The 26,616-nt window shown below is 69.1% G+C and carries 25 protein-coding genes and 2 tRNA genes; 8 read left to right on the top strand and 19 right to left on the bottom strand.

The window, feature by feature from the left end; all coding sequences use genetic code 11:
- Positions 1-123: 123 nt before the first annotated feature.
- Positions 124-525, top strand: coding sequence for a cyclic nucleotide-binding/CBS domain-containing protein (locus ACFWDI_RS18530; protein WP_385305208.1), 402 nt, complete (start codon positions 124-126; stop codon positions 523-525).
- An 81-nt stretch (positions 526-606) separates the two neighbouring features.
- Here the strand turns inward: ACFWDI_RS18530 and ACFWDI_RS18525 are convergent, their stop codons facing one another.
- Positions 607-2,076 (bottom strand): catalase, encoded by a 1,470-nt coding sequence (locus tag ACFWDI_RS18525; RefSeq protein ID WP_385305206.1) that lies wholly within the window; start codon positions 2,074-2,076, stop codon positions 607-609.
- Positions 2,077-2,202: 126 nt separating this feature from the next.
- On the opposite strand from ACFWDI_RS18525, the gene ACFWDI_RS18520 reads away from it, so the two are divergent.
- On the top strand, positions 2,203-2,619 hold the full coding sequence (locus tag ACFWDI_RS18520) for a Fur family transcriptional regulator (protein WP_327325958.1): 417 nt from the start codon (positions 2,203-2,205) through the stop codon (positions 2,617-2,619).
- A 142-nt stretch (positions 2,620-2,761) separates the two neighbouring features.
- On the opposite strand, the gene ACFWDI_RS18515 is transcribed toward ACFWDI_RS18520, so the two are convergent.
- The 4 genes from ACFWDI_RS18515 to ACFWDI_RS18500 form a co-directional block, all read right to left on the bottom strand.
- Positions 2,762-2,835: transfer RNA gene (locus ACFWDI_RS18515), tRNA-Met, on the bottom strand.
- A 76-nt stretch (positions 2,836-2,911) separates the two neighbouring features.
- Positions 2,912-5,026, bottom strand: coding sequence for a tetratricopeptide repeat protein (locus ACFWDI_RS18510; protein WP_385305204.1), 2,115 nt, complete (start codon positions 5,024-5,026; stop codon positions 2,912-2,914).
- Positions 5,027-5,229: 203 nt separating this feature from the next.
- Positions 5,230-5,303, bottom strand: a tRNA-Met gene (locus ACFWDI_RS18505).
- 42 nt (positions 5,304-5,345) lie between these two features.
- Positions 5,346-8,252 carry a UPF0182 family protein gene (locus ACFWDI_RS18500; protein WP_385305308.1) on the bottom strand — a complete coding sequence of 969 codons (2,907 nt, stop codon included), beginning with the start codon at positions 8,250-8,252 and terminating at the stop codon, positions 5,346-5,348.
- Between the two features lie 137 nt (positions 8,253-8,389).
- On the opposite strand from ACFWDI_RS18500, the gene ACFWDI_RS18495 reads away from it, so the two are divergent.
- Positions 8,390-8,947, top strand: coding sequence for a PPA1309 family protein (locus ACFWDI_RS18495; protein ID WP_385305202.1), 558 nt, complete (start codon positions 8,390-8,392; stop codon positions 8,945-8,947).
- 203 nt (positions 8,948-9,150) lie between these two features.
- On the opposite strand, the gene ACFWDI_RS18490 is transcribed toward ACFWDI_RS18495, so the two are convergent.
- The 4 genes from ACFWDI_RS18490 to ACFWDI_RS18475 all read right to left on the bottom strand — a co-directional run bounded on the left by ACFWDI_RS18490 (position 9,151) and on the right by ACFWDI_RS18475 (position 12,358).
- Complete coding sequence (locus tag ACFWDI_RS18490; protein ID WP_385305200.1) at positions 9,151-10,239, bottom strand: PDZ domain-containing protein; 1,089 nt, start codon at positions 10,237-10,239, stop codon at positions 9,151-9,153.
- A gap of 101 nt (positions 10,240-10,340) precedes the next feature.
- On the bottom strand, positions 10,341-10,511 hold the full coding sequence (locus ACFWDI_RS18485; protein WP_327325954.1) for a hypothetical protein: 171 nt from the start codon (positions 10,509-10,511) through the stop codon (positions 10,341-10,343).
- Positions 10,512-10,634: 123 nt separating this feature from the next.
- Positions 10,635-11,096, bottom strand: a complete 462-nt coding sequence (locus tag ACFWDI_RS18480) for a molybdenum cofactor biosynthesis protein MoaE (RefSeq protein WP_362686521.1) — start codon at positions 11,094-11,096, stop codon at positions 10,635-10,637.
- Positions 11,097-11,230: 134 nt separating this feature from the next.
- The gene (locus ACFWDI_RS18475) at positions 11,231-12,358 is read right to left on the bottom strand and encodes an SDR family oxidoreductase (RefSeq protein ID WP_385305197.1); all 1,128 of its coding nucleotides are present in this window, start codon (positions 12,356-12,358) and stop codon (positions 11,231-11,233) included.
- A gap of 191 nt (positions 12,359-12,549) precedes the next feature.
- Here ACFWDI_RS18475 and ACFWDI_RS18470 point away from each other — a divergent pair, with 191 nt between their 5' ends.
- Together ACFWDI_RS18470 and ACFWDI_RS18465 are read left to right on the top strand one after the other, a co-directional pair.
- Positions 12,550-14,004: a zinc-dependent metalloprotease gene (locus tag ACFWDI_RS18470; RefSeq protein ID WP_385305195.1), complete on the top strand. Its 1,455-nt coding sequence runs from the start codon at positions 12,550-12,552 to the stop codon at positions 14,002-14,004.
- Positions 14,001-14,549, top strand: a complete 549-nt coding sequence (locus ACFWDI_RS18465; RefSeq protein WP_385305193.1) for an NUDIX hydrolase — start codon at positions 14,001-14,003, stop codon at positions 14,547-14,549. Before ACFWDI_RS18470 ends, ACFWDI_RS18465 begins: the two co-directional genes overlap by 4 nt.
- A gap of 79 nt (positions 14,550-14,628) precedes the next feature.
- Here the strand turns inward: ACFWDI_RS18465 and ACFWDI_RS18460 are convergent, their stop codons facing one another.
- From ACFWDI_RS18460 to ACFWDI_RS18445, 4 genes are all read right to left on the bottom strand, one after another.
- Positions 14,629-15,384 carry an AIM24 family protein gene (locus tag ACFWDI_RS18460; RefSeq protein WP_327325949.1) on the bottom strand — a complete coding sequence of 252 codons (756 nt, stop codon included), beginning with the start codon at positions 15,382-15,384 and terminating at the stop codon, positions 14,629-14,631.
- A gap of 18 nt (positions 15,385-15,402) precedes the next feature.
- Complete coding sequence (locus tag ACFWDI_RS18455) at positions 15,403-16,083, bottom strand: AIM24 family protein (RefSeq protein ID WP_385305191.1); 681 nt, start codon at positions 16,081-16,083, stop codon at positions 15,403-15,405.
- 13 nt (positions 16,084-16,096) lie between these two features.
- Positions 16,097-17,755 (bottom strand): TerD family protein, encoded by a 1,659-nt coding sequence (locus tag ACFWDI_RS18450; RefSeq protein ID WP_385305190.1) that lies wholly within the window; start codon positions 17,753-17,755, stop codon positions 16,097-16,099.
- Between the two features lie 121 nt (positions 17,756-17,876).
- Positions 17,877-18,500 carry a M48 family metallopeptidase gene (locus ACFWDI_RS18445; protein ID WP_385305189.1) on the bottom strand — a complete coding sequence of 208 codons (624 nt, stop codon included), beginning with the start codon at positions 18,498-18,500 and terminating at the stop codon, positions 17,877-17,879.
- A 197-nt stretch (positions 18,501-18,697) separates the two neighbouring features.
- Here ACFWDI_RS18445 and ACFWDI_RS18440 point away from each other — a divergent pair, with 197 nt between their 5' ends.
- Complete coding sequence (locus tag ACFWDI_RS18440; protein ID WP_385305187.1) at positions 18,698-19,843, top strand: ThiF family adenylyltransferase; 1,146 nt, start codon at positions 18,698-18,700, stop codon at positions 19,841-19,843.
- A gap of 65 nt (positions 19,844-19,908) precedes the next feature.
- Entirely contained in the window at positions 19,909-21,273 is a 1,365-nt protein-coding gene (locus ACFWDI_RS18435; RefSeq protein WP_385305185.1) for an ABC1 kinase family protein, read from the top strand.
- Positions 21,274-21,309: 36 nt separating this feature from the next.
- Here the strand turns inward: ACFWDI_RS18435 and ACFWDI_RS18430 are convergent, their stop codons facing one another.
- The 5 genes from ACFWDI_RS18430 to ACFWDI_RS18410 all read right to left on the bottom strand — a co-directional run bounded on the left by ACFWDI_RS18430 (position 21,310) and on the right by ACFWDI_RS18410 (position 25,225).
- Positions 21,310-21,510, bottom strand: a complete 201-nt coding sequence (locus ACFWDI_RS18430) for a hypothetical protein (RefSeq protein WP_385305183.1) — start codon at positions 21,508-21,510, stop codon at positions 21,310-21,312.
- 113 nt (positions 21,511-21,623) lie between these two features.
- Positions 21,624-21,947, bottom strand: coding sequence for a hypothetical protein (locus ACFWDI_RS18425; RefSeq protein ID WP_362686554.1), 324 nt, complete (start codon positions 21,945-21,947; stop codon positions 21,624-21,626).
- Entirely contained in the window at positions 21,944-22,312 is a 369-nt protein-coding gene (locus tag ACFWDI_RS18420; protein ID WP_327325941.1) for a WhiB family transcriptional regulator, read from the bottom strand. Before ACFWDI_RS18420 ends, ACFWDI_RS18425 begins: the two co-directional genes overlap by 4 nt.
- A gap of 173 nt (positions 22,313-22,485) precedes the next feature.
- On the bottom strand, positions 22,486-22,827 hold the full coding sequence (locus ACFWDI_RS18415) for a hypothetical protein (RefSeq protein ID WP_385305180.1): 342 nt from the start codon (positions 22,825-22,827) through the stop codon (positions 22,486-22,488).
- Between the two features lie 166 nt (positions 22,828-22,993).
- Positions 22,994-25,225 carry an ATP-dependent DNA helicase UvrD2 gene (locus ACFWDI_RS18410; RefSeq protein ID WP_385305178.1) on the bottom strand — a complete coding sequence of 744 codons (2,232 nt, stop codon included), beginning with the start codon at positions 25,223-25,225 and terminating at the stop codon, positions 22,994-22,996.
- 120 nt (positions 25,226-25,345) lie between these two features.
- On the opposite strand from ACFWDI_RS18410, the gene ACFWDI_RS18405 reads away from it, so the two are divergent.
- Complete coding sequence (locus ACFWDI_RS18405) at positions 25,346-25,588, top strand: mycoredoxin (protein WP_327325938.1); 243 nt, start codon at positions 25,346-25,348, stop codon at positions 25,586-25,588.
- A gap of 46 nt (positions 25,589-25,634) precedes the next feature.
- Here the strand turns inward: ACFWDI_RS18405 and nudC are convergent, their stop codons facing one another.
- On the bottom strand, positions 25,635-26,582 hold the full coding sequence (gene nudC / locus ACFWDI_RS18400; protein WP_385305176.1) for an NAD(+) diphosphatase: 948 nt from the start codon (positions 26,580-26,582) through the stop codon (positions 25,635-25,637).
- Positions 26,583-26,616 lie beyond the last annotated feature (34 nt).

Raw genomic sequence — 26,616 nt, 5'->3', positions numbered from 1 at the left:
CCAGGCTGCGGTGCGCGCCCCCTTGCTGCCGCCCCGCAGGACTGCGACTCTAGGAGTCCCCCCACTTGTGAACTTGTGAATCGGTTCCCGAACAACCGATCCACCAAGGAGGTGGCTCCATCCATGCTCGTCCGTGACGCCATGAGCACGGTGGTCCTCACCATCGGACCCACACACACACTCCGCCAGGCGGCCGGCCTGATGGCCGCGCGCCGTATCGGCGCCGCCGTAGTCCTGGACACCGACGCCGGCGGCCTGGGCATTCTGACCGAGCGCGACATTCTGAACTCGGTGGGCGCGGGGCAGGACCCCGATCTGGAGACCGCCAGTACCCACACCACCACCGACGTCGTCTTCGCCGCGCCGTCCTGGACCCTGGAGGAGGCCGCTGAGGCCATGACGCACGGCGGCTTCCGGCATCTGATCGTGCTCGACAAGGACGGGCCTGTAGGCATCGTCTCGGTACGCGACATCATCCGCTGCTGGGCCCCGGCCAGGCGGCACCCGGCGATCCTGACGGGTTAGGGCACACGACGGATCAGCGCATACGAGAGGGCCGGACCCCCTGGACAGGGATCCGGCCCTCTGCACTACGACAAGCGTCCGTCAGCCGCGAAGGGCCTGGACCGCGGCTTCGAGCCGCTTGCCGAAGTCACCGTCCGCCTGGCGGAAGTTGTTGACCGCGCGCTCGGCGATGTCGTCGCGCGACACCTTCGAGATGAACCCCGCGAGGTTCTCGATCAGACGGCCCTTCTCGTCCTCGGACATCAGCCGGTAGAGGTTGCCCGCCTGCACGAAGTCGCTGTCCTCGGCGTGGCTGGGGGCCTCGTGGGTGCCGGTGCCACCGGCGACGGCGGTCGACTGCCACAGCGGCTTGTCCGTCTGGAAGGGGCCGCCGAAGCTGTTCGGCTCGTAGTTCTTGGCGCCCTTGTGGCGGCCGTCGTACAGGAAGCCGTCACGGCTGTTGGTGCGCGCCTCGGTGGCGTGCGGGCGGTTCACCGGCAGGTGGTCGGCGTTGATGCCGACGCGGTAGCGGTGGGCGTCGCCGTACGCGAAGAGACGGCCCTGGAGCATCTTGTCCGGGGACGGACCGATGCCCGGCACGAAGTGCGCGGGGCTGAAGATCGACTGCTCGACCTCGGCGAAGATGTTCTCCGGGTTGCGGTTGAGCTCCAGCTTGCCGATCTCGATCGGCGGGTAGTCCTCGTGCGGCCAGACCTTGGTCAGGTCGAACGGGTTGAAGCGGTAGTTCGCCGCCTCGGCCGCCGGCATGATCTGCACCTGCACGGTCCAGGACGGGAAGTCGCCGCGCTCGATGGACTCACGCAGGTCGCGCTGGTGGGAGTCCGGGTCCACACCGGAGAGGCGGTTGGCCTCGTCCGTGGTGAGGTTATTGATGCCCTGGTCGGTCTTGAAGTGGTACTTGACCCAGAAGACCTCGCCGACCTCGTTGTTCCACTGGTATGTGTGCGAGCCGTAGCCGTTCATGTGACGCAGCGTCGCCGGGATACCTCGGTCACCGAAGAGCCAGGTCACCTGGTGCGTCGACTCCGGGCTGAGGCCCCAGAAGTCCCACACGTTGTCGGCTTCCTGCGAGCCGGTGTACGGGTCGCGCTTCTGGGTGTGGATGAAGTCCGGGAACTTGATGGCGTCCTTGATGAAGAACACCGGGGTGTTGTTGCCGACGAGGTCGTAGTTGCCCTCTTCGGTGTAGAACTTCAGCGCGAAACCGCGGGGGTCACGCACCGCGTCCGCGGAGCCGAGGTTGCCCGCGACCGTGGAGAAGCGCAGGAACGTCTCGGTCTGCTTGCCGACCTCGGAGAGGAACTTCGCGCGCGTCCACTGCGAGACGTCTCGGGTCAGTGTGAAGGTGCCGTACGCGCCGGCGCCGCGCGCGTGCACGATGCGCTCCGGGATGCGCTCACGGTTGAAGTGCGCGAGCTTCTCGAGCAGCACCTGGTCCTGAACCAGAACCGGTCCGCCGACGCCCGCGGTCTCGCTGTTCTGATTGTCGGCGACCGGTGCGCCGGCCTCCGTGGTGAGCGGTCCCTGCGTCACGTGCGCCTCCTGCGTCATACCTGACAGTCCTGTCCCTTGGCGTATGCCGGTCCCGATCCTACAATGGACTTTGTCTAAGTCAAGGAGGCATCCAAAGTCACACCTGTTCGGAACCTGGTTCCCTTCACTGTTAGGCTTGTCCTTATGAGTGACCTGTTGGAACGACTTCGCGGACGCGGCTGGCGCATGACGGCACAGCGGCGTGTCGTGGCAGAGGTCCTCGACGGCGACCACGTCCACCTGACGGCCGACGAGGTGCACGCGCGTGCCGTGACGAGGCTGCCCGAGATCTCCCGGGCGACCGTCTACAACACGCTGGGTGAGCTGGTGAGCCTCGGTGAAGTCATCGAGGTGTCGACCGACCGCCGCGCCAAGCGGTACGACCCGAACGCGCACCGGCCGCACCAGCACCTGGTCTGCGCCCAGTGCGGCGCCATCCGCGACGTACACCCCGTGGGGAACCCGCTGGCCGACCTCCCGGACGCGGAGCGCTTCGGCTTCACGATCTCGGGCGTCGAGGTGACGTACCGGGGCACGTGCCCGAACTGCGCGGCCGCCTGACACACATACCTTCACGAAGGGCCCGGCACCCGAGAGGTGCCGGGCCCTTCGTCGTGGTCTGCGGGGCCGGCCCGGCCACCCGACCGGCATGCGGCTACGACGAAGGCCCGGATCCTGATGGATCCGGGCCTTCGTCTGTCAGTAGCGGGGACAGGATTTGAACCTGCGACCTCTGGGTTATGAGCCCAGCGAGCTACCGAGCTGCTCCACCCCGCGTCGGTGAACACAACATTACGTCACCCCGCCGACCAGCGCAAATCGATAGTCGTCGGTACGCCATGAGCCCGCAGCGCTACGCCGTGAGCTCCTGGTGCAGCGCCTCGCGCAGCCGTGCGGCCCTCTCCGCCACCTCGGCGGGACCCAGCTCGACGGCTCGTGCGCACCACCGCTGGCCCTCGGTCAGCTCACCCCTGCGGGCGGCGAGCAGCGCCAGGCGCAGCGCGGCCCGGCCGTGCCCCGCACGGGCCGCGCGGCCCCACCACAGGGCCGCCTCGCGCTCATTGCCCTCGCGGGCGAGAAGCAGCCCGAGGTTGAAGGCACCGTTACGGCTGCCTGCCTCGGCCGCCTCCCGGTACCAGCGCGCGGCATCCACCATGTCGCCACGGGCGGCGGCCAGCATGCCGACCCGCACCTGGGCACGGCGGTGCCCCTGCTCGGCGGCCCGCTCGTACCACTCCTCGCACTCGCTCTTCTCCGCCGTCGCCTCGCCGAGCGCGGGGGGCCCGGGCGGCGGCTGGCGGGAATCGAGCACGGTGGCGAGACGGAAGGCGGCCTCGGCGCTGCCGCCGCCCGCCGCACAGCGCAGATGGCGCTCGGCGGCCTGCTCGTCACCGTCCCTGAGCAGCGCGATGCCCACCTGCAGCGCGGCCTCGGTGTGACCGGCTGCGGCTGCCCTCTCGTACCAGGTCAGAGCCGTACGGTCGTCGTCACGGCCGACGTAGAGGATGCCCAGATTGAACGCCGCGTCGACGCTGCCGGCCTCGGCTGCCTTGGAGAACCAGGGCTCGGCACCGGTCGCGTCGCCGGCCTGCAGAAGCAGTACGGCGAGCGCGTTGGCGGCCTCACGGTGCCCTGCGTAGGCGGCACGGCGGTACCACTGCTCGGCCTGCGGCGTACGGTCCTGGGCGGCGCAGAGCAGCCCGAGGTTGTACGCACCGTTGACGTCACCCGCGTCCATGGCGGCGCGGTACCAGCGCTCGGCGGTCTGCTGCTCCCCGCGGGCGGCATGCAGCGCGCCGAGGGCGTTGGCGGCGTTGCCGTCACCGTCCTGCGCGGCACGCAGCCACCAGACGGCGGCGCTCTCCTCGTCGCCCGCGTCCCGGAGCAGGAACCCGAGCGCGCAGGCTGCGCGGGCCTCTCCGTCCTTGGCGGACGTGAGGTACCAGCGACCGGCCTCCTTGAACTCGCCACGCTTCTCGAGGATCGCGCCGAGGTGCAGCGCGGCCCGCCGGTGCCCGCGAGCGGCGGCCTGCCGGTACCACTGCACGGCCTCGTCGAGCACGGACAGCTCGACGTCATCGCCGCCGCCCGCGGCCAGGCCGTCGTCCTTCACGTCGTCCTGCCCGACCGAGCCGGCCTCCCCCGCACGCCCTGCACGCCCCGCGCCCGTACCGACAGGCTTCACGACGCCCTGACCAACCGAGCCGGCCTCCCCCGCACGCCCCGCACGCCCCGCGCCCGTACCGACAGGCTTCACGACGCCCTGACCAACCGAGCCGGCCTCCCCCGCACGCCCCATCCGCAGGCTCACGTCCCCGCCCTCGCGAGCCTCCTCCGCCGCCAGCCGCTCCAGCACGCGGGCCAGCCGGTACGCCGCCTCGCGGTGCCCCTGCTCGGCCGCCGCGCGCAGCCAGTGCTCGGCGCCCGCGTCGCTGCGGTGCTCCAGAAGATCGGCAAGGGCGTACGCGCCCAGCGCGTGGCCCTGTTCGGCGGACTGGCGCAGCCAGTACTCCGCGGCGGGCTCGTCGCCGCGCTCGCGGAAGTGACGCCCCAGGGCGTGCGCGGCCGCCGCGGAACCTGCGACGGCCGCGATACGCCACCACCCGGCCGCCTCGTCGGCGTACCCACGCTGGTGGAGGAGGACACCGAGATTGTTGGCGGCCGCGCGGTCGCCGTCGGCGGTCGCGCCACGCAGGTAGGGCTCGGCGCCGTCGAGGTCGCCGCGGCGCAGCAGCAGCGCGCCGAGCACGCTCATCGACGCGGTGTCGCCGCCGTCGGCGGCACGCCGGTGGCGCGCCTCGCTTCCCGCAGTCTCCACGGAAACGGAGTCGACGCCTTCACCGCCACCGGCAGTATCAACGTTGTCAACAGCGTCGCCCGCGCCGATCGCGTCCGCCACGTCTCCGGCATGCCGCTGCACAAACCGCCCTGTCTTCAACAGAGTTGCCCTGTCCCCCATAAATTCCATCGTCGCACCACCCGCAACCCGCGTACACCTGGTATACCGCAGCCAGTGAGGTCACTTCAGCGTTTTGTCGACATGCCCACAGATGGACAAGTCAAACACGCTCAAGCCCAACTCGCCCCGCGCGGCACACACTTCTCACCGGCAGCACATACGCACGAACAGGGCCCGAATCCTCAAAGGATTCGGGCCCTGTTCTTCTTCAGTAGCGGGGACAGGATTTGAACCTGCGACCTCTGGGTTATGAGCCCAGCGAGCTACCGAGCTGCTCCACCCCGCGTCGTTGTGTTGCAACCGTACCACGACGCGGGATGGCCCCTGCTCAGCTGCCCTTGGGGGTGGTCGCCGGACTGGGCTTGCTCTGAGCCGCCGCGGCTCGCTCCAGCGCGTCCTGCAGGGCAGCCTGCGCCTTGCCGTACGCCTGCCAGTCCGTCGGCTTCTTGTCGAGTGCCGCCTGGGCATCGTCGTACGCCTTCTGGGCGTCCGCGATGGCGGCCTTCAACGCGGCGTCACCGGTCGCCGGCGGCGGCTTGGTGGTGTCGCCCGGTGGCGGTGTCGTCGTCGGTGGCTCGGCGACGTTCTGCTCGAAGACCGCGTTGAGCGCCTCCGTGAGGCTGTCCTTGAAGACCGGTTTGCCTCCGCCGTAGGCGACAGCGACCTTCTTCAGCAGCGGATAGTTCGCGCTGCCGCCTCGTGCGTACACCGGCTCGATATAGAGGAAACCGCCGTCCAGCGGCACCGTCAGCAGGTTGCCGTACTCGATGTCGGAGTCGGTGCCCCTGAGGTCCCTGACGAAGGTCGCGACCTCCGGCACACCGTTGAGCTCACTCTGCACCTGTTGTGGACCCTGCACCGTCTCGGTGACTCTCAACAGCCGTATCGTGCCGTACTTGTCGCTGTTGGCATCGGCGTCGACCGCCATGAACGCACCCAGGTTGGGGCGTCCGGCCGGCGTGAACGTCGTCGTCAGAGAGAACTTCTGCGCCTTGTCCCCGGGCATCTTGAGGCTCAGGTAGTACGGCGGAACGGCACTGGTGTCCTTGTTCGTCGGGTCGTCCGGCACCTGCCAGGCGTCACTGCCGCTGTAGAACTGCTCGGGCTCGGTGACGTGGTACCGGGTGAGCAGCTCGCGCTGCACCTTGAACATGTCCTGCGGGTACCGCAGATGGGCCTTGAGGTCGGGCGAGATCTTGTCCTTCGCCTTCACCGTGCCGGGGAACGCCTTCATCCAGGTCTTCAGCACCGGGTCCTTGGTGTCCCACTGGTACAGGTTGACCGTGCCGTCGTACGCGTCGACGGTGGCCTTCACCGAGTTGCGGATGTAGTTGACCTGGTTCTGCTGCGCGACGACCGCACGCTGATTGGTGGTCAGCGAGTCGGCGGTGGTGTCCCCCAGCGTCGTACGGGAGGCGTAGGGATAGCCGTTGGTCGTGGTGTACGCGTCCACGATCCACTGGATGCGGTGGTCGACGACCGCCGGGTAGGCGTCGCCGTCAATGGTCAGCCAGGGCGCGACCGCCTCGACGCGCTCCTTGGGCGTGCGGTTGTAGAGAATCCGCGAGCCCTCGCCGACTGCTCCCGAGTAGAGGATCTGCGGCTCGCTGAAGGCGACGGCGTACGCGGCGCGGTTCAGCGGGCTGGAGAGGTCGACCCCGCCCTTGCCCTTGTAACTGGTGGTCTCCTCGCCGTTCTTCTCGTAGTCGAGCTCCTTCTGCGGGCCACCGACGATGGAGTACTGCTCGGTCTTCTCGCCGTAGTAGATCCGCTGCTCGTACGTGCCGAGCTGGCCGCTGGTCGGCAGCCCGGACTCGGTGAAGTCGGGCGAGCCCACGGTGCCCTTGTCCGGGTCCGTGATGGTGTTCGTGCCCTTGGCCGCGATCGCGCCGTAGCCGTGGGTGTACGTGAAGTGGTCGTTGATCCAGTTGCGCTTCTGGATGCCCTTGATGTTGAGCTCACGCAGACCGATGACCGTGTCCTGCGGCTTGCCGTCGGTTCCGGGGTACCGGTCGACGTCCAGAGTCGCGGGGAACTGGTAGTACTTGCGCTCCTGCTGGAGCTGCTGGAAGGCGGGCGAGACGACGTTCGAGTCGACCAGGCGGTAGCTGGCCGCCGTGGGGGCATCGGCGCGCTGCTGGGCCTTCCGCTTGGGGTCGCCCTTGCCGGAGTAGTCCTCCGGGTTGGCGTTGTCGATTCCGTACGCGTGCCGCGTGGCCTCGATGTTTTTCTTGATGTACGGGCTTTCCTTGGCCTGCTCGTTCGGCTGGACCTGGAACTTCTGCACGATCGCCGGGTAGAGGCCGCCGATGAGGATCGCCGACAGGACCATCAGCCCGAAGCCGATCACCGGCAGCTGCCAAGTCCGGCGCCAGAGCGTCGCGAAGAAGAGCAGGGCGCAGATGACCGCGATGCAGAAGAGGATCGTCTTCGCCGGGAGGTAGGCGTTGGCGTCGACGTAGCGCAGACCCGTCCAGTTGCCGGTGGCCTTGAAGTCGCTGGACTTCACCGCAAGGCCGTACCGGTCGAGCCAGTACGCGACGGCCTTGAGCGAGACAAAGACACCGAGCAGCACCGAAAGGTGACCGGTGGCCGCGCCCGTCGCCCGCGCGCCGGGGCTGGTGATGCGCAGTCCGCCGTACAGATAGTGGGTCAGCGCGGCGGCGATCAGCGAGAGCACGGCGGCCGCGAAGCCGAAGCCGAGCATGAACCGGTACCAGGGCAGATCGAACGCGTAGAACGACACGTCCATATGGAACTGCGGGTCCTTCTGGCCGAAGGAGACGCCATTGACCCACATCAGCCAGGTGCGCCACTGACCGGTGGCGGAGGCTCCGGCGATCAGCCCGACAAGAGCGGTGATCGCGAGGAGCACCCACTTCTTGTACGGGGCGATGCCCATCCGGTAGCGGTCAAGACTCTGCTGCTCCAGCGACATGGCGCTCAGCGGCGGCCGCAGCCGGTGCGCGAGCCAGATGTTCACGCCGACGGTTGTGGCCATCAGCAGCCCGAAGACCGCGAACAGCCCGATCTTGGTCCACAGGGTGGTGGTGAAGACGGAGGAGTAGTTGACCGAGCGGTACCAGAGCCAGTCGGTCCAGAACCCGGCGAACATGACGAAAGCCATGGCCAGCACGGCCAGCACGCCCAGTGTCATGAGCAGGGTGCGGACACGCCGGGACGGCCGGCCCACTCTGATCCGTGGCCCGGTCGGGCCTCCGCCGCGGTCCGGCATCTGGAAAGCCAACGTGCGCACCTCGAAGTTCGCGGTCGTGTGAAAACGGGCCCCGCGATCGTAGAGCCCACTGATGCAACTTACTAAGGCTTTACCTAGTTCCCGTCCCGGGCCCGGAAGGAGGCAGGATATTGGCCATGTCCAACGTTTCCTCTTCCGGCCCCCCGATGGCCGCGACCCCGCTCACCCGCGCCGTGCTCGAAATCGACGAGTACGCATCAGGGCTCGGCTGGGACCAGCCGGCCAGGCTCTTCGCACTCGTCGACACCGCCCACCTGCGCTCCCAGGAGCCGGGCCTCGCGGCCCAGCTCGGCCTCGACGGCGACGAGGCGGCTGCGCCGCTCACCCCGATCGAGCAGGACGAAATCCCCGCCGGGAAGGCGCTGGACGAGTTTCTCGCCACGATCGCCTGGCCGGAGGCCGTGGCCGGCTGCGCGCTGACGGTGGAGCGCCTGATGCTCCCACCGTCAGCGGAGTCCTCCGTCCCGGACGGCCTCGACGAAGCAGCCCTCACCAAGTGGGTCGCCGCCCACCCGAACCGACAGGAGGTCCGCATGACAGTGGCGGTCCTGCGCGACGGCACCCGCGAGTCGGCGGTACGCCTGCGCGAAAAGGACTCCCCCACGGAGGTCCTGACGGGCTCGGACCTGGTGCCGGGCCTGGCGGAGGCGCTTGCGGCGACGTTCGAGGCGTAACGACGACTGTTGATGGCACCGCCGTACCGGATCGTGAGGGATCGGGTACGGCGGTCTGCTGCAGGGGCGGGGCCCCGGCCGCGGGTCAGGGCCGGGAGCTGGGCGCAGCACGTGCGCTCAGGGGCTCTGGGAGGCTTCCCCCCAGCTTCGGGAAGGGGCGGGGCAGGTTCGGGAAGGGGCGTCCGGACGAAGCGCCCCCGGCCTCAGCTCGCCGCGCAGCCCGGCAGCCCCGTCGTGTTCCCCGACTTGATCTTCTGCAGCGACGTCGTCGCATCGGCGATCGTGTTCACCTTCACCAGCGTCAGTCCGTCCGGGATGTCCGACGCCGCCGCCGCGCAGTTGTCACCGGGCGTCAAGAAGTACTCCGCCCCGGCGTTCCGCGCGCCGACCAGTTTCATCTCGATGCCGCCGATCGGCCCGACCTTGCCCTTGTCGTCGATCGTCCCCGTGCCCGCGACGAACTTCCCGCCCGTCAGATCCTGCGGCGTGAGTTTGTCGACGATGCCGAGGGCGAACATCAGGCCCGCACTCGGGCCGCCCACATCCGCCAGGTTGATGTTGACGGTGAACGGGAACGTGTGGTCGGTCCCGGCCTGGATGCCGACGATCGCCCGGTCGCCCTTGGCCGACTTCACCGTGGTGATCGTGACCTTCTCGGTGGTCCGGGGCTCCTTCCCGGCCTTCTCCGCCGCGGCCGCATCCTTCGCCGGCACGATCGTGAAGGCGACGTCCTCGCCGGGCTTGTGCTTCACGACCAGCTTGGCGACGTCGGCCGGCTCCTTCACCGGCGTGCCGTCCACGGCCCGGATGACGTCACCCGCATGCAGCCGGTTCTCCGAAGGCGTGTTCTTGAGCACCGTGGAGACCACGACCCGCGACTTCACCGGGATCTTCAGCTGCTCCAGCGCGGCAACCTTCGCGCTCTCCTGCGACTGGGTGAATTCCTCGGCGTTCTCCTGCGTGGACTGCTCTTCCGTCTTCCCGTCCGGGTAGAGCGTGTCGTGCGGCACCACCACGTTGTCGTGGGCCAGCCAGCCGTAGACCGCCTCGACGATGTTCATCTTGTAGTCCGCACCGGTGACCCTGACCGTGGTCATGTTGAGGTGACCGGTGGTCGGGTATGTCTTGCGGCCGGAGATCTGCAGCACCGGCTCTCCACCGGCCGCGCCCAGGGTGTTCACCGTCGGCCCGGGCGACAACTCCGAGTACGGCACTGGGATGAACACCCCTGCGCAGAGCAGCGCGATGAAAATGAGGGTGGAGGCGAGCATCGTCGCGGTGCGGCGTGGCATGGAACGACAGTACGGGACGGGTCTGTCAGACCACCGTCGGGGCCGGTCCGTACGTGGCGACTTGGCAACTGCGTACGGTCGGCGGCCGGGTCATACCCGGGTCATGCGGCATCAGAACCGGAGTCTGTTTTCTCCATCGCGTCGCGAAACCGCGCATATCCGGCAAGCTCGGCCACATCCCCGGTCGTCCGGTTCCGTGAAGCCCAGCTTCCCCATATCGCAGCACCGACGGCAGCGAAAAGCGGAATCAGCAACCAAGCGAGTGCTGCCATCACGACCTCCCTACCCCATGAGCAAACCCAACTGAGTGATCAGCAGATTAGCCATCTGCCAGTCCAACGCTCATGGCAGGGGGGCGGTTACGCAAATCGGGGTGCTTGAGCTCCGTCAGGGTTTCAGCAGGCCCCGACCCACTCCTCCGTACCGTCGGAGAACTTCTGGTGCTTCCAGATCGGGACCTCGTGCTTGAGGTCGTCGATCAGCTTCCTGCAGGCCTCGAAGGCTTCCCCGCGATGAGGGCATGACACGGCGACCACGACCGCCAGATCTCCGACCTCCAAGTCACCCACACGGTGGACGGCGGCAAGCGCCCGAACGGGGAATTCCACCGCGACCTTCTCCGCGATCCGGCGCATCTCGGCCTCGGCCGTGGGATGGCAGGAGTACCCAAGGGTGTCGACATCGGCGCCACTGTCGTGGTTGCGCACGGTGCCGACGAACAGCGCGGTGCCGCCCGTCGCGTCGTCGCCGACGGCCGCGAAGACCTCGTCGACGGAGAGCGGGGTGTCGCGGATCGCCAGCAGCCGGATGGGGTCTTCCGCCGCTTGCTCGCCGGGGTGGTCGTACGTGCTTGCCATGCCTTCCATCGTGCCGCACCGCACTGACAACGCGGAATAGCTCTTTCGACCGGTCGGGGGCGCGCCGCCTTGGAGCCTCCTACAGACGGCCCGCAGACGGCACGCGGGCGGCTCGCAGGCGGCTCCGCAGGTGGTTAGATACGGCGCCGCGCCTTACGGGCACGCCGCACCAGGGCCGCCGTGCCGAGCAGCGCGACCGTCGCACCGGCCGCACCGGCCGCCGTGGCGTCCTTGCGGCCCAGGCGGCGGCCCGCGACGGTGTGGCGGCCCTCCACCTCCTCGAGCAGCGCGGCCAGGACCTCCTCGTTGGTCCACTCAGGTCGCCAGCCCGCGTCGTGGAGCCGGCTCACACTGACCACCCAGGGGTGCATGGTGTACGCCAGGTCCCCCGCCGGGGACGGGGTCAGGCCGATCCGGTGGAGCCGGGCCGCGGCACCCAGGGCGACCGCCGAGGGCAGCTCCATCCGGCGGATGCCGCTGAGCTCCTCGACCTCCTCCTGCTCCAGCCAGCCGTCGCAGCCGACCGCGAGCTCCCCGTCGACCTTCTCCAGTGCCGCGTACTCGAGCGCGCTCACCAGGTCCTCGACATGGCAGAACTGCCAGGTGGGACGCGATCCGGCGACCACGAGCAGTCGCGGCGACTCGAAGTAGCGGGTGAGCGCGGTGTCAGTACCGCCCACCAGGACGGCGGGTCTTACCACCGTGACGTTGAGCCCGGGGTGGGCGCGCGGTGCCCGGCGGCCCAGGCGCTCGATCTCCAGCAGATCGCCGACGCCCGTGGCCTCGGCGGTGGCGCGCAGCTCCGCGTCCTCGGAGAGCGGGATGTCGTTGTCAGGCAGCGCCCCGTAGACCATCGCCGAGGTGCACAGGACGACCCGGTGGACGCCGGCCGCCGCGGCGGCGGTCAGGACGGTCTGTGTACCGCGCACGTTGTACGCCGTACGGGCGGCCGAGTCGGTCTCCAGGTCGAGATCGAGGGCCAGGTGCACCACCACGTCGGCGCCGCGCAGCTTCTCCGCGATGGCCGGGTCACGTACGTCGAGGATGTGCCACTGCGCCTCGGAGACCTCGCCCCGGCGCTCGTCGATGGCGACGACCTGCTTGATCTCCTCGGACGCGGCCAGCCGCCGGACAAGCAGATCGCCGACGCCCGAGGCGGCGCCGGTGACCGCGACGACGGGACCACGGCCGTTGGACCCGCGGCCCGAGGCCGGGGTTGAGTGGTTTCGCGCTGCGCGAACCTGCGGATCTGGGGAACTCACCAGGCGTCTCCAGCGGTTGTCTTCAGTACGTACGCGAATGACGCGTGCGTACCAGGTGGCGTCCATCCTGCCGCAGGCCAAGAGTCGGCGGAGCACCGAGCCCATATGCGGCCCGGATGTCTACGCTGGGTGGTGTTGTCGGGCAGTCGCCGTCGGCAGGAAGCCGGCGGCCCTACGAGCCGAGGAAACCCGTGAGTGACACCCCATTCGGATTCGGCCTTCCGCCGGAGGAGCCGGAGAACGGCGACGAGGGCAAGAAGAAGGATCCCGCCGGAGGTGGCCAGGGCTCCGGCGGGCAGTTCCCGCCCAATCCTTTCGGGTTCGGTACCGGTGAGGGCGGCGGGGACAATCCGTTCGCCGCGATGTTCGGTTCGCTGAACCCGAACGACCTGGGCGCGGCCTTCCAGCAGCTCGGCCAGATGCTGAGCTACGAGGGCGGTCCCGTGAACTGGGACATGGCCAAGCAGATCGCGCGTCAGACGGTCTCGCAGGGCACTCCGGACGGCACCAAGGACGAGAGCGTGGGCCCGGCCGAGCGCACCGCGGTAGAGGAGGCCGTGCGGCTCGCCGACCTGTGGCTGGACGGAGCGACCTCGCTGCCCTCCGGTGCGAACACCGCCGTGGCGTGGAGCCGTGCCGAGTGGGTCGAGGCGACGCTCCCGGCGTGGCAGCAGCTCGTCGACCCGGTCGCCGAGCGTGTCGGCCTGGCCATGGGTGATGTGCTGCCCGAGGAGATGCAGGCCATGGCGGGCCCGCTGATCGGAATGATGCGCTCCATGGGCGGCGCGATGTTCGGCCAGCAGATCGGGCAGGCCGTCGGTGTGCTCGCGGGCGAGGTGGTCGGCTCGACCGATATCGGCCTGCCGCTCGGCCCGGCCGGCAAGGCCGCGCTGCTGCCGTTGAACATCGAGGTGTTCGGCAAGGACCTCGGCGTGCCGAAGGAAGAGGTGCGGCTGTATCTGGCCCTGCGCGAGGCCGCCCACCAGCGGCTCTTCGCCCATGTGCCGTGGCTGCGCTCGCATCTGTTCGGCGCGGTCGAGGGTTACGCCCGCGGCATCAAGGTCGACACCAGCAAGCTGGAGGACGTGGTCGGCCAGTTCGACCCGACGCATCCCGAGCAGCTGCAGGACGCTCTCCAGCAGGGCATGTTCCAGCCGGAGGACACCGCGGAGCAGAAGGCGGCGCTGGCCCGTCTGGAGACCGCGCTCGCGCTGGTCGAGGGCTGGGTCGACGCGGTGGTGCACGAGGCGGCCTCGACCCGTCTGACGTCGGCGGACGCCCTGCGCGAGACGCTGCGCAGGCGCCGGGCCTCCGGCGGTCCCGCCGAGCAGACATTCGCGACGCTGATCGGTCTTCAGCTGCGTCCGCGCCGACTCCGGGACGCCTCGCGGCTGTGGGCCTCGCTCACCGACGCACGGGGCGTGGACGGGCGCGACGGGCTGTGGGAGCACCCTGACATGCTGCCGACGGCCACCGACCTGGACGATCCGGACGGCTTCGTCCACCATGAGCAGCTCGACTTCTCGGAGCTGGACAAGATGCTCGGGGAGGCCGCGGGCGGTGGCAGCAAGCCGAATCTCGACAAGGACGACGTCGAGAAGAGCACCCAGGACGACGAGGGCGACAAGGACGACAAGGACCAGTGAGCCTGCACGACGACGCCGTACTCGTACTGAAGAGCTACGAGGACCAGGAGGAGCTGCGCCAGGTCTACCTGGACCATCTGGCGGCGCACCCGGACGGAATGTGGAAGGCCTGCGAGGCCGGGCATGTCACGGCGAGCGCGCTGGTGATCGACGCGGAGCGCGGCCGGGTGCTGCTGACCCTGCACAAGAAGCTCGGCATGTGGCTGCAGATGGGCGGCCACTGCGAACCGGTTGACGCGACACTGGCTCTGGCCGCGCTGCGCGAAGCCACGGAGGAGTCCGGGATCCAGGGGCTGACCCTGCTGCCCGGTGGTCCTGTGCGGCTGGACCGGCATGCGATTCCGGCGCCCTGTCACTGGCATCTCGATGTGCAGTACGCAGCGCTGGCTCCGGCCGGGGCGGTCGAGGAGATCAGCGAGGAGTCGCTGGATCTGCGCTGGTTCGCGTACGACGAGGTGGCGGGTGTGGCCGACGAGTCGGTCGTACGGCTGCTTGAGCGTACCCGCGCGGCGCTGTCGCGAGCAGTTCATGAGTACGAGGCATGAGTACGAGGCTTGGGTAAGGGGGCATGAGTAAGGGGCGGCCTCTTTTGAGGCTGCCCCTTACCTGTGTGCCTGGTGCGTGTCAGTTCCAGGCGTTGTTCTGGTTCTGAGCGTGGGCCCCTTGCTGGCCCATGCCGTACTGGGCGCGCAGGCCCTGTCCGATCTCCGCACTCTGCGGCGGCATGACCTCACTGGGCTGCACCAGGGCGAAGCCCTGGCCGAGGAAGCTGAGCTCCCAGCCCTCGCCGGTGTTGCCGCGCCTCCGCCGTACGCCGGAGGAGTGTGTCTGCGCCTGCATCTGCACCCGCAGCGCGGAGGACCAGGCGACGATCGCGTCGGCGTCCACATTGACGTACTTGTCCGGCGTGACCTGCATCATCAGCGGCTGGCCCGAGGTCATCAGCGCGACCTTGCCCCGGCCGGAGATATTGAGCTGGTACTTCCCGGAGCCGGAGATGCCGTACTGACTGTCCACCGCGATGACCTCGGTGTGCAGCGTGGAGTCGAGCGCCAGGACATAGGCGCTGTCGACCGTCATGCCGTCCTGGTCGACGTCCACGACATGGATGTACTGCGCGAGGTTGGCAAGGTAGACCGTGCCCTGCCCGGAGCAGCGCATCAGGTCCAGGCCCTCACCGGTGTTGGCACGGGCTCGCCGCTGGTTGTTCGACTGGTACTCGCCGTCGAAGTCCATCAGCCCCTGGTACGCGACCATGGCGCCCTTGCGGGCGAGGACGTCGTCATGGCCGGTGAGCGAGACCCGCAGCAACTGCGGGTTCTGCACGATGTACCGGTCCTGGGACTGCTGTTCGGTGTAGCTGAAGAGCGGACTCTGCATGATGTGTACTCCTCCCCCTCAGTTCCGGATCCGCAGGCGGTCGGTACTGTCCTCACTCGGCTGTACGACGACGATGCCCTGGCCCGAGAAGCCCATCTGGTAGGCCTCTCCGCTGCCCCGCCCGATCAGCGAGGAGGCCTTGAAGCTGCGCTTGCCCTTCACCTTGAGGTTCGGGGACCAGGCCACGAGGGCGTCCGGGTCGACATACGTCTCGTCCTCGCCACGGCCGCAGTCGACGACGATCGGCGTACCGCGCGAGGTGAGGGCCACCCAGCCGGTGCCCGCGACCTCGACGTTCCACAGGCCCTGGCCGGCGAATTTGGCCATGCCCTTGACCCGCTGGACGCCCCACTGCAGGTGCGCGTCGAAGGCCAGCAGATTGGTGCCGTTGACCGAGAGCGAGTCGTTGTTGAGGTTGATGACGACGACGTCCGCGGCGTAGTCGGCGAGGTAGAGCAGTCCGTCTCCGGAGCACTTCATGATGGGCGCGCCCTCGCCGGTCACCCACTGGGAGGCGATCTGGCGGACGGCGGGCGGGTTCGGCTCGTACTGGACGAAGCCTTCGTAGGCGACCATCGAGCCGGTGCGTGCGTACAGGTCCTGGCCGGTGGCCATGGCGACCTTGAGCATGGAGCGGCCGTGGTTCTCCATCCGGGCCGCGATCGGGGTCGGGGCGAAGCCCGCGAGTTGCTGGTTCATTCTTCGGGCTCCCTCAGACCTCGTACGGCTGGACGACGATGAAGTTGCCGGGGGCGCCCCGGAACTGGAGGTTGATGGTCTCTCCGCTGTGTCCCGGGTACGCGTTGCGGCGCAGCCGGACCTGGCTGGAGAGGATCACCTGGGACGCGGCCGACCAGGCGACGACCGCATTGCAGTCGGCGAACGTCGTCGGCGTGACCGGCAGGACCACGGGGATGCCGTGGGTCTTCACGATGACCGTGCCCGTGCCCTGGAACATCATGGTGAACAGGGCGCCGCCGGGGATGCCGTGGCCCTCGATCCTGCGGACCTCGTGCTGCAGCGACTCGTCGAAGGCGAGGACGTTCTCCGCGGAGACGCAGATGCCGTCGCCCTGCAGCTCGATGGAGTGCAGATGAGAACCGTTCTCGGCGAGGAAGATCTGGCCGCGGCCGCTGCAGCGCATCAGCTGCATCTCCTGGCCGGTCGCATTGCCGACGATCCGGCCGGCGAAACCAGCACCCTTGTAGCTGAAATCGACCTTGCCCTGGTACATCACCATGCTGCCCTGGCGGGCGAGGACCGGCGTGCCACCCATGGTCAGATCGACCCGCATGAGCTGCTGGTTCTGCGGGGTCCAGCGCTGGCCGGTGGGAGTCTCGCGGTAGGGCTGGAGGGCGGCCTGCAGGCCGGCGCCGGCCTGCGGGACTCCCTGGGGAACGCCCTGCGGGACGCCCTGGGGGGGCATGCCGGGAGGCTGCTGTCCGTACGGGGACGGGGCCTGCTGTCCGTACGGCGACGGCACGCCCGGCTGCGGGGCCTGGCCCGGGACCTGACCCGGCATCTGCCCCGGGACCTGGCCGTACTGCGGCTGCTGAGGCAGCTGTCCGTACGGGGACGGGGCAGCCGGCGGCGGGGGTACGGTGCCGCCGTGCGGGGTCATCGGAGCCGCGATGGTCGGCGCCGCATGCATCTGCGGGTTCTGCTGAGGGGCGGGCGCCTGGACTGCGGGAGCACCGAAGGAGGGGGCCGGCTGCGGTGCTTGAGGAGCCTGCGGTATCTGAGGCGCCTGCGGTGCGCCGAACGCCGGGGCGGGCGCTGTGGCCTGCGCGGGCGGCGCGAACGAGGGCGCGGCACCCTGCGGTGGCTGCGCGGCCGGTGGCTCCTCGGCGACCTCGCCGCCGAAGTTCTTCAGCAGCGCGTCGAGGCCACCGTCGAAGCCCTGGCCGACGGCGGCGAAGCGCCACACGTCCTTCAGGTAGAAGTCGCCCAGCATCACGGCGCGCTCGGTGGAGAACTCCGAACCGTTGAAGGCGTACCGGACGACCTCCTCGCCGCCCGCGACGATACGGATGTACCCGGGGCCGACCTGAGACATCTGCCCGGCACCGTCGATGGTCGCGGTGAAGGAGAGTCGGTGGATGTTCGCCGGGATACGGTCCAGAGTGACGCGAAATGACTCGGTGTCACCGGACTGCGCGCCGAGCAGCTGGATGGACTCCTCGGGTGACTTCGGCTGGTTGAAGAAAATGAAGTACCGGTCGTCCGAAAGCTGCTCGTTGGCGTCGAGTCCGAAGCAGCTGATGTCGAAGGTCAGCCCAGGAGCGGCGATCTGCACACCTACGTACAGATCCGTTCCCGGCGTGAGATCACTGATCTTGGCCTTGTGGCCGCGTTGGAATTCCCTGGCCATGCGTAACGACCGTCCCCCATCCCGAAATGTGACTGCGTCGCGCCAGGCTAACTGCTGGGGCCGACATTGAGCCAAGCCGGTACACATTCGGTACAGGACCGTCGGCGGTCGCTCCCGCCGGTCACTCTCCGCGTGCGGCGGGCAGATGCGGCAGCCGGTCGGCTGCGACGACGCCTTCGAGATAACCCTTGGCCCGCTCGGTGCGGGGGTACGCCTCCAGCAGCCGCCAGAACCGCGGGCCGTGGCCGGGCACGAGCAGATGGGCCAGCTCATGGACGAGCACGTAGTCGACGACATACTCCGGCATCCCCTGCAGGCGGTGTGACAGGCGGATGCTGCCCTCCGCCGGAGTGCAGGAGCCCCAGCGGGTGTTCTGATTCGTCACCCATCGCACGGATGTCGGTCTTGCGCGTCCGTCGAAGTACTGGGCGGACAATCGCTCGGCACGCTCGGCAAGTTCGGTGTCACCGAGGATCCGCTTGCTCTCCTGCGCTGCGAGCTTGTCGAGCATCACGCTGACCCAGCGCTGCTCCTCCGCCTCCGACATCCTGGCGGGGATGAGGACGATGGTCCGGTCACCCTCCCGGTAGGCCGAGACCGTTCTGCTGCGCCGGGCGCTCCTGCGGACCTCGACCGCACTCGTCCCCGATCCGCGGGGCGGGTGGCTTGTCGCGCTGCGCTGTTGGCTTCCGGCGCTGTGCGGTGGGGTCTCCCCAGCGAGGCGAGGGGAAGGGTCGACGGACACGCCCCGACGTTACCCGCTGCCAGAGGAGGAAGTCCCGCCTCCGGGACGGTTCGAGCTTGATCCACTCCATGGCGTGCACCATTTGAACGACTAATGCCCGCACCTGTGGATAACTTTTCACACTCGTCGACGCCGCCGGGCATTCTGACAACAGTTCAGTGGAGAGGCCGGACGACGGATCAACGGGGGAAGCGAATATGCATCCGACGGTGAAGCCTGCCTTGCGGCGGGCATGGCGAGAGCGACAGACCGTGCAATTCGGGGCGACACCCGCGCATGCGGTGATGGTCGGTCCGGTGGACACCGCGACAGGTGCCCTGATCGAGCTGCTCGACGGGACGCGGGGATTGCCGTGGCTGCGCCAGGAGGCGCGGTCGATAGGTCTGCCGGAAGGACAATTGGACGCTCTGGTGAACCGGTTGACGGCGGCGGGGCTGCTCGACGATCCGACGGCAGGCGGCCCGGCGGCCGATGCGCTACGGAAACGGGTCGGCGCCCTTGACCGGCTGCGCCCCGACCTGGCGTCGCTCTCCGTGGTCCATTCGGAACCGGGCGGCGGGATACGGCGCCTGGCAGCGCGGCGGGCCATACGTGTCCAGGTCCGGGGCGCGGGACGGGTCGGTGCGACGGTCGCCGCGGTGCTCTCGGCGGCCGGTGTGGGCCGGGTGGAGGTGCTGGACGGCGGATGTACTGAGCCGTGGGACGTGGCGCCCGGCGGGCTGCCGACGAAGGCGGTCGGTGAGCGGCGGGACGCGGCGGCCCGGCAGCTGGTGCGGCGGTCCGCGCCCGACCGTCCGCCGCGCGCGGCCGAGTCGGCAGGGGCCGCGGAGTGCGCTGAGCCCGGTCTCTCCCTGGTCATCGTCGCGCCACGGGACGGCCTGGCGGCCTATGCCCCCGATCCAGCCGCAGCCGAGGACTGGATCGCCACCGGGACACCCCATCTGTATGCGGGAGTTGTCGAGGGGACCGGTGTGGTGGGTCCGCTGGTGCTGCCCGGCGGCACGGCCTGTGCCGGGTGTCTGGAGTTGGGCAGGGCGGAGCGCGACCCGGCGCGGCCCAGGCTGCTGGCACAGTGGCGCTCGGTCCGCCGGAGAGCTGTGCCGGCCTGCGATGTCGCTCTGGCCACGGCCGTGGCAGGGATGACGGCGGCGCACGCGCTGTCGTTTCTCGACGGGGAGCTGCCCGCGAGCACCGGGGCGCGCTGGGAGGCTTCACTGCCTCTGCTTGACTGGCGATCAGAGACGGTCACCCCGCACCTCGACTGTGTCTGCAGTGCGGATGGGAAGAGTGAGAGGGAGCACACCTCGGGGATCGGGCCGCCGCACGAGACAATGGCCGGGTAACCGCCGTCAACGAAGCAATGCTGTACGGCACACGCGGCACGGCAGTCTGGGATTTGGAGGGGCGCATGTCTGATCTTCCCCGGAAGGCGGTCACCCGGACCGCCAAGTTGGCCGCGCTGCCACTGGGCATCGCGGGCCGTGCCACTTGGGGTCTGGGTAAGCGGATCGGCGGCAAGTCCGCGGAGATCGTGGCCCGGGAGCTGCAACAGCGCACGGCGGAGCAGCTGTTCAAGGTGCTCGGCGAGCTCAAGGGCGGTGCGATGAAGTTCGGGCAGGCCATGTCCGTCTTCGAGTCGGCCCTCCCCGAGGAGATCGCGGGCCCCTATCGCGCGGCCCTGACCAAGCTTCAGGACGCGGCGCCCCCGATGCCGACGCGTACGGTCCACGCGGTCCTGGACGAGCGGCTGGGCGAGGAGTGGCGGGAGCTGTTCCTGAAGTTCGAGGACAAGCCGTCGGCCGCCGCGTCCATCGGCCAGGTACACCGGGCGGTGTGGCACGACGGGCGCGAGGTCGCGGTGAAGGTGCAGTACCCGGGGGCGGGGGATGCGCTGCTCTCCGACCTGACGCAGCTCAGCCGGTTCGCCCGGCTGCTGGGGCCGCTGATTCCGGGGATGGACATCAAGCCGCTGATCGCCGAGCTCCGCGACCGGGTGTCGGAGGAGCTGGACTACGAGCTGGAGGCGCAGGCGCAGCGGGAGCATGCGGCGGAGTTCGCGAACGATCCCGATGTGCTGGTGCCCGATGTGGTGCACCAGTGCGACCAGGTGCTGGTGACCGAGTGGATCGACGGGATACCGCTGGCCGAGGTGATCGCCGACGGCACGACCGAGCAGCGGAACCGCGCGGGGCAGTTGCTGGCCCGCTTCCTCTTCTCGGGCCCGGCCCGTACGGGACTGCTGCACGCGGATCCGCACCCGGGGAACTTCCGGCTGCTCCCGGAGGAGGACGGCGAGGGCTGGCGGCTCGGCGTGCTGGACTTCGGCACCGTGGACCGGCTGCCCGGCGGGCTGCCGCAGACCATCGGCGACTGTCTGCGGATGACACTCGAGAGCGAAGCCGAGGCGGTCTACGAGCTGCTGTGCGAGGCGGGCTTCGTCAAGGAGTCCATAGAGCTCGACCCGGACTCGGTGCTGGACTACCTGCTGCCGATCATCGAGCCGGCGGAGGCCGAGGAGTTCACCTTCACCAGGAGCTGGATGCGCAACCAGGCAGCCCGGATCGCCGACATCCGCTCCCCCGCGCATCAGCTGGGCAAGCAGCTCAATCTGCCGCCGTCGTATCTGCTGATACACCGGGTGACGCTGAGCACGATCGGGGTGCTGTGCCAGCTGAACGCGACCGTGCGGCTGCGGGACGAACTCGAATCGTGGCTGCCCGGGTTCCTGCCGCAGGACGAGGAGGACAGCACGGCGGTCGGAGCTCAGGCCTGAGCGACCGCCGCCGCGCCACACTGCGGCACCCGGTCGTCACCACCAGGCTGAGTCGAGCCTGCCCTCGATCGCCCTGATGTTGGCGCGTGCGCAGTCGTCGCAGAAGTAGTGACGGCTGCCGTTCTCCACGGAGCAGGTCCAGGTGGGCGGTGGTCCCTCGGCGGTCGCGCCGCAGTGGGAGCACACGATGCTCTCGGAACCCGGCTGTGCAGGATGAGAAGTCTGCTGCTGGTCCACCTGGTGACGATAACCCCGTAAGGGACCGGCCACCGGGACAACGCACCGCGGGGGCCGGTCCGTTCGGACCGGCCCCCGCGGGTCAGTGTCTGTCGTGCAGTGCTCTTGTGCGGTCAGTGCATGACGGCCATGGCCAGTGCGCGGCGGGCGCGCATCGACACACGCTCGGCGCGGCGCTGCATCCGCCGGGCGGCGACCAGGCGAACGGCCAGGCGTTCCGCGTCGGCTTCCCGAAGGCGCTCGTGCATATGCGCACGCGCCATGGCTTCTGGGATGAGTTGCATCTCACGGGTCCTGTTCTGACGCGAGGCGTTCGCGCCGATGGTGGTGACGGCTGGGGTGGCGGAGCCTGACGGCTCGCTCGTGGAAGAGGTCATTGGGGCCAGCTTCTGGGGATCGTGCGTGACGGGGCGGTCGATGGTTCCGATGGCGTTCATGCCGCAACCGGGTTCTTGCGCGGGCGACCACGCGGCCGCTTGCGGGCGACGACCACGCCCTGGACGAAGAGCTCGCCGCCCCAGACGCCCCACGGCTCACGCCGCTCCTTGGCACCCGCGAGGCAGGCCTCCATCAGCGGGCAGGTACGGCAGAGGGACTTGGCGTACTCGACATCAGCCGGCGACTCGGCGAAGAAGACCTCCGGGTCGTAGGAACGGCAGGGGACGGGTACGCCGAGGGCCTCGATGGCGTCATCGAGCGCGGAGAGCGCAGTGAGCGGAGTCAAGGTGGAGTCCTCCGTGAGGGCGGGCGGGGGGATCGTCTCGGAAGGCGGTACGGACGGGGCGTGCGCTTCGAGTTGCACGGTGGTGTCGTTCCTCGTCTGGTCGTTCCGGCCTGTTGGCCGGGTGGCGGCTGGTACCGGGTGTTGCGTGCCCCGAGGCCCCTTCGCCCTGTCGTCCCGCTTTAGGGAAAACAGAAGGGCCGCGGATCCCGGGTGGGGTTCCGCGGCCCTGAAGGCGCCGGCCTGATTCTGAATCAGGCTGGATCACTCCAGGGTTCGAGCCCACGGAAGGCCCACATCGTGTGGTGCTGCGTCGTGCGGTGCTGCTTCGTCTGCTTCTGGGTTTCGGCACTGGCCGCCGCAGAGGCATAGGCCCGAGCCTTTGCCGCTGCTACTCCTGCTTCCAGTGCCTTGGTCGGTCGCTCATTGCGCTCCAGGACGGGGAGACCGCCCAGGCCGGCCACAGGAAGCGCGGCAGAAATGCCGGACACACCGGTGCCGTTGAACGCCGCGGAGAAGCCGAGCGAGCAGGCGGAGGCGACCGAGCGATCGGTCATTTTGGCGGTGCTGACGAAGCTGGTCTTGATGCTGATCACTGGAATCGCCTCCTCTCGGCGTCTAGAGGACCGGCCGGGGCCGATCGCGCGTATTCGTATAAGTACAGCACGAGGACAGGGCTTCAGAGAAGCTCGCTGTTCCCGTGGTTAAGAACCTATGGGGATTGCTGGGGCGGGCGCAAACTATTTTTTCGACGAGTTTGTATCAGTCCTCCTCGTCGTCTCCTCCAACTTCCTGACCTGCGCAGATGGTCAGCACATCGGCTCCGAAGCGCTCGAGCTTGCGACCGCCGACCCCGGAGATCCCGGCCAGCTCGCCCTCACTGTCCGGCACGGCCTCGGCGATCGCCATCAGCGTCTTGTCGGTGAACACGCAGTACGCGGGCTGGCCCAGCTCCTTCGCCTGCTCCGAGCGCCACTCGCGCAAGCGCTCGTACAGCGCCTCGTCCATGTCGGAGGGGCAGTCCTCACAACGCATCAGTTTCATCTCGCCCGCGTCGGTGAGCGTCTTGCCGCAGACGCGACACAGGACGGGCCCGCGCCGCTTGCGCCGACTGCCGCTGCCGCGCTCGATGCCACCGGCACCGCCCGCGCCGCGGGCACCGGGGGCCGCCGAGCCGGGACGCATCCCGTTCAGGAACCGGGTGGGGCGGCGCGAGGCGCGGCCCCCGGGCGAGCGGGACAGCGCCCAGGACAGGGAGAGATGGAGACGGGCACGGGTGACGCCGACGTAGAGCAGTCGGCGCTCCTCCTCGACCTGCTCGTCCGTCTTGGCGTAGGTGATGGGCATCATGCCCTCGGTGAGACCGACCAGGAACACGGCGTCCCACTCCAGGCCCTTCGCCGAGTGGAGCGAGGCAAGAGTGACGCCCTGGACGGTGGGGGCGTGCTGGGCAGCGGCGCGCTCGTCCAGCTCGGCCACCAGATCGGCGAGGGTCGCCTCGGGCTTGACCCGTACATAGTCCTCGGCGAGGCGGACCAGCGCGGCCAGGGACTCCCAGCGGTCGCGCACCGCTCCCGATCCGGCAGGTGGCTCGGTGGTCCAGCCCTTGGTGGAGAGCACTGCCCGGACCTGAGCGGGCAGGCCCTCGGCGTCGTCGAGCAGCGAGTCGTTGCCACCGGCGCGGGCGGCACCGCGCAGGGCCACTCCCGCTTCCCGTACCTCGGGCCGGTCGAAGAAGCGCTCGGCGCCGCGCAGCTGGTAGGGCACTCCGGCGTCGGCCAGCGCCTGCTCGTAGACCTCCGACTGGGCGTTGATCCGGTAGAGCACGGCGATCTCGCCGGCCGGGACGCCCGAGGCGATGAGATCGCGGATACGGCGGGCGGTGCCCTCGGCCTCGGCCGGCTCGTCCGCGTACTCCGTGTAGGCGGGATCGGGGCCGGCCTCGCGCTGAGAGATCAGTTCGAGGCGGTGCTCGGCGGCCCGGCCGCGCGCCTGGCTGAGCAGACCGTTGGCCAGATGGACGACCTGGGGCGTGGAGCGGTAGTCGCGGACCAGCTTGACCATGGTCGCGCCGGGGTGGCGGGTGCGGAAGTTCAGCAGATGGTCGGGGGTGGCGCCGGTGAAGGAGTAGATCGTCTGGCTGGCGTCGCCGACGACGCAGAGGCTGTCGCGGTCCCCGAGCCACAGGTCGAGGAGCCTCTGCTGGAGCGGACTGACGTCCTGGTACTCGTCCACCACGAAGTGGTGGTACTGGCGGCGGATCTGGTCGGCGATGTCATGCCGGTCCTGGAGGATGCCGACCGTGAGCAGCAGCACATCCTCGAAGTCGATCACCGAGCGGTCGCGCTTGAGCTGCTCGTACATCCCGTAGACCTGGCTGATCTCGGCCGGATCGCGCGGGGCGTCGCGGTGCGACTTGGCGACCGCGGCCGGGTAGTCGGCGGGCACGGTCTGGGTGACCTTGGCCCACTCGATCTCGCTCGTGACGTCGCGCAGCTCATTGCGGTCGAGCCGGATACGGCAACGGGCGGCGGCCTCGGCGACCAGCTGGATCTTGCGCTCGAGGAGGCGGGGCAGCTCGCCACCGACGACTTTCGGCCAGAAGTACTGGAGCTGGCGCAGCGCGGCGGAGTGGAACGTACGCGCCTGGACGCCGCCCGCGCCGAGCTGCCGCAGCCGCCCACGCATCTCGCCCGCGGCGCGGTTGGTGAAAGTGACGGCCAGCACACTGGCGGGCTGGAGTATCCCCGCGCGGACGCCGTACGCGATGCGGTGGGTGATCGCGCGCGTCTTGCCCGTGCCGGCTCCTGCCAGCACGCACACCGGACCGTGCAGGGCCGTCGCGACCTCGCGCTGCTCGGGGTCGAGCCCGTCGAGCACCGCGTCCGCCGACTCGGGGACCTGTGGGAAAAGAGAGGAGTGCGTTGCTGCTGTCACACCGCCATGCTGCCAGGTCGGCGGAGATGGGTGCGGCCGTTGTCCACAGGGGGGCAAGAGCAGTCGTACTAATGCGGGAATGGTGGCCAGGTCACGTACGTTCACTTACGCGGTGCGAACACGCATCGAGCGAGAGCCGGCGAGATCTGGCGGGACGAACAGAGGAGCGCAGGGACGATGCAGGGGACTGTGACGATGTACAGCACGACGTGGTGCGGCTACTGCCGTCGGCTGAAGAGCCAGATGGACCGCGAGGGCATCGCGTACACCGAGATCAACATCGAGCAGGACCCGCACTCCGCGGCCTTCGTCGAGAAGGCCAACGGGGGTAACCAGACCGTTCCGACCGTGCTCTTCGCGGACGGTTCGACGCTGACCAACCCCTCGCTGGCCCAGGTCAAGCAGAAGATCAGCGTCTGAGCAGACAGACCGTCCGAGCAGGTGGACACAGAGCCCGGCCGGTCGGCTAGGCGACATCTCCGGGCTTCGGCAGCGGCTTGCCGTACCAGAGCTCGATGAGACGGGCCGCAATCGAGATCCCGTAGGGAGGCAGCACCTCCCCGGACTCGAATGCGGCCCGCAGGTCTTCCCGTGAGAACCAGCGCGCCTCGTGGATCTCTTCGCCGTCCACATTGATCTCGGAGGACGTCGCCCGCGCCATGAAGCCCAGCATCAGGCTGGACGGGAACGGCCAGGGCTGGCTGGCGATGTACTCGACCTCGCCGACCGTGACGCCCGCCTCCTCCCAGACCTCGCGGCGCACGGACTGCTCGATCGACTCGCCGGGCTCCACGAAGCCGGCGAGCGTCGAGAAGCGACCCTCCGGCCAGTGCACCTGCCGGCCCAGCAGCGCGCGGTCCTCCTCGTCGGTGACGAGCATGATCACAGCAGGGTCGGTACGGGGGTAGTGCTCCGCTCCGCAAGCCTGGCAGCGCCGGATGTGGCCCGCGGCCGCGATGACCGTGCGCTCGCCGCAGCGTGAGCAGAAACGGTGCAGCCGCTGCCAGTTCTCCAGCGCGACCGCATGTACCAGCAGGCCCGCGTCGCGCTGCGAGAGCAGCAGTCCGGCTTCGCGCAGTCCGGCCGGGCGGGCCGACTGGTCCATGCGTCCCGGCAGGGCGTCCTTCTGGAGCGCGAAGTAGCGCACCCCCTCCTCGTCCGTCCCCAGGAAGTAGCGGTGGGTCTCGGTGACAGGAGCCTCGAAAGCGGGCGTCATGACGAGTTCGGTGCGGCCGTCGGGGGTGTCGTCGATCAGCGCCTGACCGCCGGAGACCACGAAGACCCGGGTCGACGGGTGGCTCCACGCTGCCGCCAGCCAGGCCTCGTCGAGGCGGTGGTGCGCCTCGCGGTCGATACCGCTCGGCGCGGTGAGTCCGATCGAGCGGTGCGTGGTGCCGTTACTGATGGTGCTCACAGTTATTTCCAACTCCCCCGGGTGGATTGGGTTC

The sequence above is a fragment of the Streptomyces sp. NPDC060064 genome (assembly GCF_042736455.1).
GTDB lineage: Bacteria > Actinomycetota > Actinomycetes > Streptomycetales > Streptomycetaceae > Streptomyces.
The sequence above is the reverse complement of the archived record's forward strand: the minus strand, read 5'-3'. Positions and strand labels throughout refer to the sequence as shown.

Excerpts from the sequence above, each read along its gene's own strand:
- ACFWDI_RS18530 (WP_385305208.1), top strand. The coding sequence starts at position 124 with ATGCTCGTCCGTGACGCCATGAGCACGGTGGTCCTCACCATCGGACCC.
- ACFWDI_RS18525 (WP_385305206.1), bottom strand. The coding sequence starts at position 2,076 with ATGACGCAGGAGGCGCACGTGACGCAGGGACCGCTCACCACGGAGGCC.
- ACFWDI_RS18520 (WP_327325958.1), top strand. The coding sequence starts at position 2,203 with ATGAGTGACCTGTTGGAACGACTTCGCGGACGCGGCTGGCGCATGACG.
- ACFWDI_RS18510 (WP_385305204.1), bottom strand. The coding sequence starts at position 5,026 with ATGGAATTTATGGGGGACAGGGCAACTCTGTTGAAGACAGGGCGGTTT.
- ACFWDI_RS18500 (WP_385305308.1), bottom strand. The coding sequence starts at position 8,252 with ATGCCGGACCGCGGCGGAGGCCCGACCGGGCCACGGATCAGAGTGGGC.
- ACFWDI_RS18495 (WP_385305202.1), top strand. The coding sequence starts at position 8,390 with ATGTCCAACGTTTCCTCTTCCGGCCCCCCGATGGCCGCGACCCCGCTC.
- ACFWDI_RS18490 (WP_385305200.1), bottom strand. The coding sequence starts at position 10,239 with ATGCCACGCCGCACCGCGACGATGCTCGCCTCCACCCTCATTTTCATC.
- ACFWDI_RS18485 (WP_327325954.1), bottom strand. The coding sequence starts at position 10,511 with ATGGCAGCACTCGCTTGGTTGCTGATTCCGCTTTTCGCTGCCGTCGGT.
- ACFWDI_RS18480 (WP_362686521.1), bottom strand. The coding sequence starts at position 11,096 with ATGGCAAGCACGTACGACCACCCCGGCGAGCAAGCGGCGGAAGACCCC.
- ACFWDI_RS18460 (WP_327325949.1), bottom strand. The coding sequence starts at position 15,384 with ATGCAGAGTCCGCTCTTCAGCTACACCGAACAGCAGTCCCAGGACCGG.
- ACFWDI_RS18455 (WP_385305191.1), bottom strand. The coding sequence starts at position 16,083 with ATGAACCAGCAACTCGCGGGCTTCGCCCCGACCCCGATCGCGGCCCGG.
- ACFWDI_RS18450 (WP_385305190.1), bottom strand. The coding sequence starts at position 17,755 with ATGGCCAGGGAATTCCAACGCGGCCACAAGGCCAAGATCAGTGATCTC.
- ACFWDI_RS18440 (WP_385305187.1), top strand. The coding sequence starts at position 18,698 with ATGCATCCGACGGTGAAGCCTGCCTTGCGGCGGGCATGGCGAGAGCGA.
- ACFWDI_RS18435 (WP_385305185.1), top strand. The coding sequence starts at position 19,909 with ATGTCTGATCTTCCCCGGAAGGCGGTCACCCGGACCGCCAAGTTGGCC.
- ACFWDI_RS18425 (WP_362686554.1), bottom strand. The coding sequence starts at position 21,947 with ATGAACGCCATCGGAACCATCGACCGCCCCGTCACGCACGATCCCCAG.
- ACFWDI_RS18405 (WP_327325938.1), top strand. The coding sequence starts at position 25,346 with ATGCAGGGGACTGTGACGATGTACAGCACGACGTGGTGCGGCTACTGC.